The 5,969-nt window shown below is 67.7% G+C and carries 7 protein-coding genes; 6 read left to right on the forward strand and 1 reads right to left on the reverse strand.

Annotated elements, in window-relative coordinates; genetic code table 11:
• Positions 1-329 precede the first annotated feature (329 nt).
• The 3 genes from ACWELQ_RS35590 to ACWELQ_RS35600 all read left to right on the forward strand — a co-directional run bounded on the left by ACWELQ_RS35590 (position 330) and on the right by ACWELQ_RS35600 (position 2,073).
• A complete protein-coding gene (locus tag ACWELQ_RS35590; protein ID WP_452401406.1) occupies positions 330-1,139 on the forward strand; it encodes a sirohydrochlorin chelatase in 810 nt (269 codons plus the stop codon).
• 94 nt (positions 1,140-1,233) lie between these two features.
• A complete protein-coding gene (locus ACWELQ_RS35595; RefSeq protein ID WP_379362329.1) occupies positions 1,234-1,461 on the forward strand; it encodes a hypothetical protein in 228 nt (75 codons plus the stop codon).
• Between the two features lie 213 nt (positions 1,462-1,674).
• Entirely contained in the window at positions 1,675-2,073 is a 399-nt protein-coding gene (locus tag ACWELQ_RS35600) for a nuclear transport factor 2 family protein (RefSeq protein WP_452401407.1), read from the forward strand.
• A 19-nt stretch (positions 2,074-2,092) separates the two neighbouring features.
• Here the strand turns inward: ACWELQ_RS35600 and ACWELQ_RS35605 are convergent, their stop codons facing one another.
• Positions 2,093-2,722, reverse strand: a complete 630-nt coding sequence (locus ACWELQ_RS35605) for a TetR/AcrR family transcriptional regulator (RefSeq protein WP_452401408.1) — start codon at positions 2,720-2,722, stop codon at positions 2,093-2,095.
• Between the two features lie 147 nt (positions 2,723-2,869).
• Here ACWELQ_RS35605 and ACWELQ_RS35610 point away from each other — a divergent pair, with 147 nt between their 5' ends.
• The 3 genes from ACWELQ_RS35610 to ACWELQ_RS35620 form a co-directional block, all read left to right on the forward strand.
• Positions 2,870-4,222 (forward strand): flavin-containing monooxygenase, encoded by a 1,353-nt coding sequence (locus ACWELQ_RS35610; protein WP_452401409.1) that lies wholly within the window; start codon positions 2,870-2,872, stop codon positions 4,220-4,222.
• Between the two features lie 12 nt (positions 4,223-4,234).
• Positions 4,235-5,383: a serine hydrolase domain-containing protein gene (locus ACWELQ_RS35615; protein WP_452401410.1), complete on the forward strand. Its 1,149-nt coding sequence runs from the start codon at positions 4,235-4,237 to the stop codon at positions 5,381-5,383.
• A gap of 142 nt (positions 5,384-5,525) precedes the next feature.
• On the forward strand, positions 5,526-5,969 hold a 444-nt coding region (locus ACWELQ_RS35620), incomplete at its 3' end, for an AMP-binding protein (RefSeq protein WP_452401411.1).

A 5,969-nucleotide genomic window follows, 5' to 3' on the forward strand; every position in this document is an offset into this window, starting at 1 on the left:
GGTGCCAGGCGCGCCGAAGCGGCTGCTTCCCAAACGCCCGCGGGCGCGGTGCGGCCCACCGGCGACCCGCTGTCAGGTGCGACTCGACCGATGCACCCGTCCGCGCCCGCGCGCCCGACCGCGACCACGCAGCCAGGTGTGGTCTCGCAACCGCCGGCCGGTATGGCGCGGCCGAACAGTGCTCCGGCGAACGGGGCGGCGCGGCCTGCGCATTCGGCCGGTGCCACGGGGTCGGGTGCGGTTGCCCGACCACCCGTTTCGCCGCGTTCGTTCGGATTGCCCGGTGCCACTCCGGGTTCCGGTGCGGCTCGCCCGGCGCGGGGTGCGTGGTGAACGCCCCGGCGTTGATCCTGGTCGCGCACGGCACCAGGAGTGCGCGGGGTGTGGAGATGATCGCCGAGTTGGCGGGAGCCGTGGCGCGGGAGCTGGGTGCTTCCGCCTTCGCGGAGGCTGCTCGCTACGGCGCACAGACAGGTGCCGGTGCCGATTTCGGGGCCGCATCGGCATCGTTGCGTGAGATCGCGATCGTGGCGCCGCCGCGCGTGCGCACCGCGTTCGTGGATGTGCTGGGGCCGTCCCCGGCAGAGGTGTTGCGGGATCTGGATTCGGTTCCCGCCGTGGTGGTTCCGGCGTTTCTGGCGTCCGGCTACCACGTGTATCAGGATGTGCCGCGAGAGGTGGCCGCGAGTGCGCATGACGCGGTCGCGGTCACCCAGGCGATGGGTCCGGATCCGGCGCTGGCCGAGGTCATGCACCTGCGGCTGCGCGCCGCGGGCTGGCGGCCGGGTGACGCGGTGGTGTTCGCCGCCGCGGGCTCCTCGGATTCGCGTGCCCGCCAGGATGTTCAGCGGGCCGCGAACCTGCTCTCCGAGCGTATCGGCGCGCCCGCCCATCTCTCGTACATCGCGACCGGTGAGCCGCGGGTGCCGGAAGTGGTGGCGGCCGTCCGCGCTTCGGGCGAACGCCGCGTCTTCATCGCGTCGTACCTGCTCGCGCACGGTCTGTTCCATCAGCGCCTGCACGAGGCCGGAGCGGACGGCGTCGCCGAACCGATCGGTATCCACCCCGCCGTTGTGCGTTTGCTGGTAAGTCGCTACGTCTCTGCGACGCATGCTCTTTCGGTCGCGGAAGTCGCCTGAAACGAATCGCCCGAAACTCCGATGGCTTGGCGGTTGGAGAAAGTCGTGCCACGCTTTCTGGTGACATTTCCACATTGATTGGGAGGACCCCCTCTTGAAGAAATTCGCTGTCACCGCCGGGCTGATCGCCGCATGTGCCGCCGGTACTTTCGGTACCGCTTCCGCCGACGACGGCCAGGGTGTCGTTGTGGGCGTGGACCCCTCGGGCGCTTGCGCTTTCTACCACCTGACCGATGATCAGTGCGCGCAGGCCCTGCAGCCGGGCGTCGGCGCCACCTTCAATGGCCAGGCGTGGACCGGTTACAACGTCGGCGTTCACTGAAACGTCTGAATTTCACAATTCGATGTCGGGGTCGACACCTTCGGGTGTCGGCCCCAATCGTTTGCCCTGTGATCCCCGCCACGATTGCTAGCCGTTCGCTATCGCAATGCAACGTTCACGGACCGATCACGGGCCAATCTCGTCGCCGAATCCCGTTCCCGCTGACCGGAACAGACCAATCGGTCTCCCCGGTGCATGGCTCAGGATCGCCCCATGTCCGCCGAACACCCCGCCCGCCGCGCCGGGCTCGCCTCCCAGGCCGCCGTCCGGGCCAAGCGCAAGGCCGAGTGGCTCGCACTCTTCGCGGATGACGCCCGCGTCGAAGACCCGGTAGGCATCTCCCCGTACGACCCCATCGGTCAAGGCCATTCGGGTCATGAGGCAATCGCCGCCTTCTGGGACAACGCAATCGAGCCCAGCAAGATCGAATTCCACTGGACCGATTCCTTCGCCTGCGGAAATGAGGCCGCATTCACCGGCGCCATTCGCAGCATCCGCCCCGAGATCGCCGTCGAAGTCGATCTCGTCGCCGTCTATAGGGTGAATGCGGCCGGGAAAATCATTGCGCTGCGCGCATTCTGGGAACTGGATCGCGCGCGTCGCCTGGCGTAACCGACGCGCCCGCCCCGGCTTATGTCCCGGGGGTTTGCAAGGCCGGGAACCAGATGTCGGTGAGCACGGTGGCGGCCTCTTCGGCGGAGACGTCGATGGTGCCCTGCATGGCCCAGCGGGTGAAGAAGCGCTCCAGTTGCGCGACAAGGAGTTCCACGCGCAGGCGCGCCTCCTCCTGGCGGTCGGCGGGCCAGCGGGACAGGTAGGAGCTCATCACGTTGGGCAGCGCCATGATGCCCTCGCGGGCCACCTCGCGGAATTCGGGCTCCAGGGCGGTGGCCTCGTCCCAGGCGGGGAGCAGGTCCTTGTACTCCTGGAACCAGTCGATGGCCCGGCGCATCCAGGCGGCGAACTCCTCGCGGGAGCCGCTGTCGAGGACGTGGTCGAGGTCCTCGTAGAAGTGCTGGACGCTGGGCAGCGTGCCCTGTTCGGCGATGGCGCGCAACACATCCGGTTTGCCGGTGAAGTGCAGGTAGAAGGTGGCGCGGCTGCACCCGACGGCGGCGGCGATGTCGTCGACGCGGACCGGCGCGTAGCCCTGGGTGGTGAACAGCCCGGTGGCGGCCTCGATGAGTTTGGCGCGGGTGAGGCGTTTCTGTTCATCGCGCAGTGAGGTGCGGCGGGCGGGTTCAACGTCTGGTCGGGTCACGCCCTGAATGATAGACGCAAGTCGACTCACTAGACACTCTGTCTAGTGAGTGTTAGCGTGTGTGGCACATCACGTCCGGCTGGGGAATGTGACCCATCGCCGAACCAGGAGAGTGAATTGGCTGCGCTATCTGCCCAGAATCGTGAGTTGCCCAGGGTCGCCATCATCGGCGCGGGCCCGTCCGGCATCACCACCGCGAAGCGGCTCGCCGAATACGGCATCCCCTTCGACTGCTACGAAGCCTCCGACGAGGTCGGCGGCAACTGGTACTACAAGAACCCGAACGGGATGTCGGCCTGCTACCAGAGCCTGCACATCGACACCTCGAAGTTCCGGCTGCAGTTCGAGGACTTCCCCGCACCCGAGGAGTGGCCGGACTTCCCGCACCACACCCAGTTGCACCAGTACTTCAAGGATTACGTCGAGCACTTCGGGCTGCGGGATCGAATCCTGTTGAACCACAAGGTGACTTCGGCCGAGCGCGATGCCGACGGCCTGTGGGTGGTCAGCACCGACCAGGGCACCACCGAGACCTACGACGTGCTGCTGGTCTGCAACGGCCACCACTGGGATCCGCGCACGCCCGACTATCCGGGTGAGTTCAACGGCGTGCTCATGCATTCGCACGCCTACAACGACCCGTTCGACCCGGTCGATATGCGCGGCAAGCGAATTGTCGTGGTCGGCATGGGCAATTCGGGCCTGGATATCGCCACCGAGCTCTCGCAGCGCTTCATCGCCTCGAAGTTCTATCTGTCCGCGCGTCGCGGCGTCTGGGTGCTGCCCAAGTACGTCAACGGCCAGGTGGGCGACAAGCGGTCGATGCCGTCCTGGATTCCGTCCAAGATGGCGCTGAAGATGAAGCAGCGCTTCGTGGTCAAGAACCGTGGCCACATGGAGGATTACGGCCTGCCCAAGCCGGACCACCTGCCCTTCGAGGCGCACCCCTCCGCCAGCGAGGAGTTCCTGCACCGGGCCGGCTGCGGCGACATCACCTTCAAGCCCGCCATCACCCGACTCGACGGCGACAAGGTGCATTTCGCGGACGGCAGCATCGAGGCCGTGGATGTGGTGGTGTGCGCCACCGGGTATCACATCAGCTTCCCGTTCTTCGGTGACAAGGCGCTGTTGCCCGACGAGCGCAACAAGTTCCCGCTCTACCGGCAGATGGTGAAGCCGGGCGTGGACAATCTGTTCTTCCTCGGCCTGGCCCAGCCCATGCCGACGCTGGTGAATTTCGCCGAGCAGCAGTCGAAGCTGGTGGCGGCGTACCTGACCGGCAATTACCGGCTCCCGTCGGAGACCGAGATGGCCGAGGGCATCCGCGAGGTCGAGGAGAGCCGCTCGGGCCGGTACTACGACTCGCCGCGGCACACCATCCAGATCGAATTCGAGCCGTACGTGCGGGATCTCCAGAAGGAGATGGCGCGCGGCGCGAAACGCGCCGAGGCGCACGGGTTCGCGCTGCCGGTGCGGGCGCGCGCGGCGGCGCAGGTCTAGGAGGACGTACGGATGAGCAACGTGGCTGGAATCTGTACCGACGAATTCGCCGCCGTGCGTGCGGCTTTCACCGAACAGGTGGAGTCGGGCGCGGAGCTGGGCGCTTCGCTGTGCGTGACGGTGGACGGCGAGCCGGTGGTGGACCTGTGGGGCGGCTTCGCCGATCCGGAGCGAACCAAGCCCTGGACCGCCGACACCTTGGTCAACACCTTCTCCATCACCAAGACCATGGTCGCGCTGAGCGCCCTGCTGCTGGTCGACCGCGGTGAGCTGGACGTGCACCAGAAGGTGGCCCACTATTGGCCGGAGTTCGCCGCCAACGGCAAGGCGGATATCGAAGTGCGACACCTGCTCTCGCACACCTCCGGCGTCTCGGGCTGGGAAGCGCCGATCGTGCTGTCGGACATCTACGAAGCGGATGCCGCCGCGGATCGCCTTGCGGCCCAGGTGCCTTGGTGGGAGCCGGGCACCGCGTCCGGATATCACGCCATGAACTACGGCCACCTGCTCGGCGCGGTGATCAAGCGGATCACCGGCCGCCCGCTGGGCCGGTTCTTCGCCGAGGAGCTGGCCGTGCCGCTGGGCGCGGACTTCCACATCGGCACGGCCACCGCGGATCTCGGGCGGATCGCCACCCTGGTGCCGCCGGAGCTGCCGGAGTTCGATCAGTCGCTGCTGCCGCAGGACAGCGTCATGTTCAAGACGCTGTTCCAGCCGCTGCTGGATTTCGCCGAATGCGGTACGCCGCAGTGGCAGCAGGCCGAGTTGGGCGGCATGGGCGGGCACGGCAATGCCCGCTCGATCGCCGCGATCCAGTCGCTGATCAGCAATGGCGGCGAGCTGGGCGGCCGGAAGTTCCTGTCGGACAAGACCATCGAGCTCATCTTCGAGCCGCAGTCCGACGGCGTGGATCTGGCGATCATACTGCCGCTGCGCTTCGGTATCGGCTACGGCCTGCCGCAGCCGCAGACCGCCCCGCACGTGCCCGACGGCCGGGTGTGCTGGTGGGCCGGGCTGGGCGGCGCGTTCGTGGTCAACGACCTGGACCACCGGGTCACCTTCGCCTACGCGATGAACCGGATGGCCCCGGGCCTGATCGGCTCCGACCGGGCCGACGCCTACCTGAAGGCGACCTTCGATGTGGTCCGGGGGCGGGCATGAGGCGCGTCCTGACGGCGGGCTGCCGGGCCGTCGTCCCAGAAATTGGTACGGCGGCACCAAAAGTTTCCGGTTCCCTCCCGCGCCACCGGCCCGCTGCGGCAAGCTGCGAAGGTTCGCGCATCGACACCCGAGGACTTGATTCATGACCAATGCCATTGATCTCCAGGCACTCGCCGCCCAGGTCGCGGGCAAGCTGACCGGGCCCGGCGGGCCGTTCGAGATGACGGTGGAGCAGGTGCTCGGCGCGCCGCAGCCGGTCTTCAAGCACCGCCACGGTTCGCTGCTCGAGCTGCTGGACGCCTCCCGGGAACTGGGTGACCTCGACTATCTGGTGTCGGCGCGCACCCGCTACACCTTCGCCGAGCACTACGCGGCCGCCGGTGCGCTGGCCGCCGCGCTGGCGGAACGCTACGGCGTCGGCAAGGGCGACCGCGTCGGCATCCTGGCCGCCAACGCCCCCGAGTGGGTGCTGACCTTCTGGGCCGCGCAGCGGCTGGGCGCGATCCCGGTCGGCTACAACGCCTGGTGGGTGCCGCGCGAGATCGCCTACGGCCTCGAACATTCCGCGCCGAAGGTGGTGATCGCC

The organism is Nocardia sp. NPDC004722, assembly GCF_053601505.1.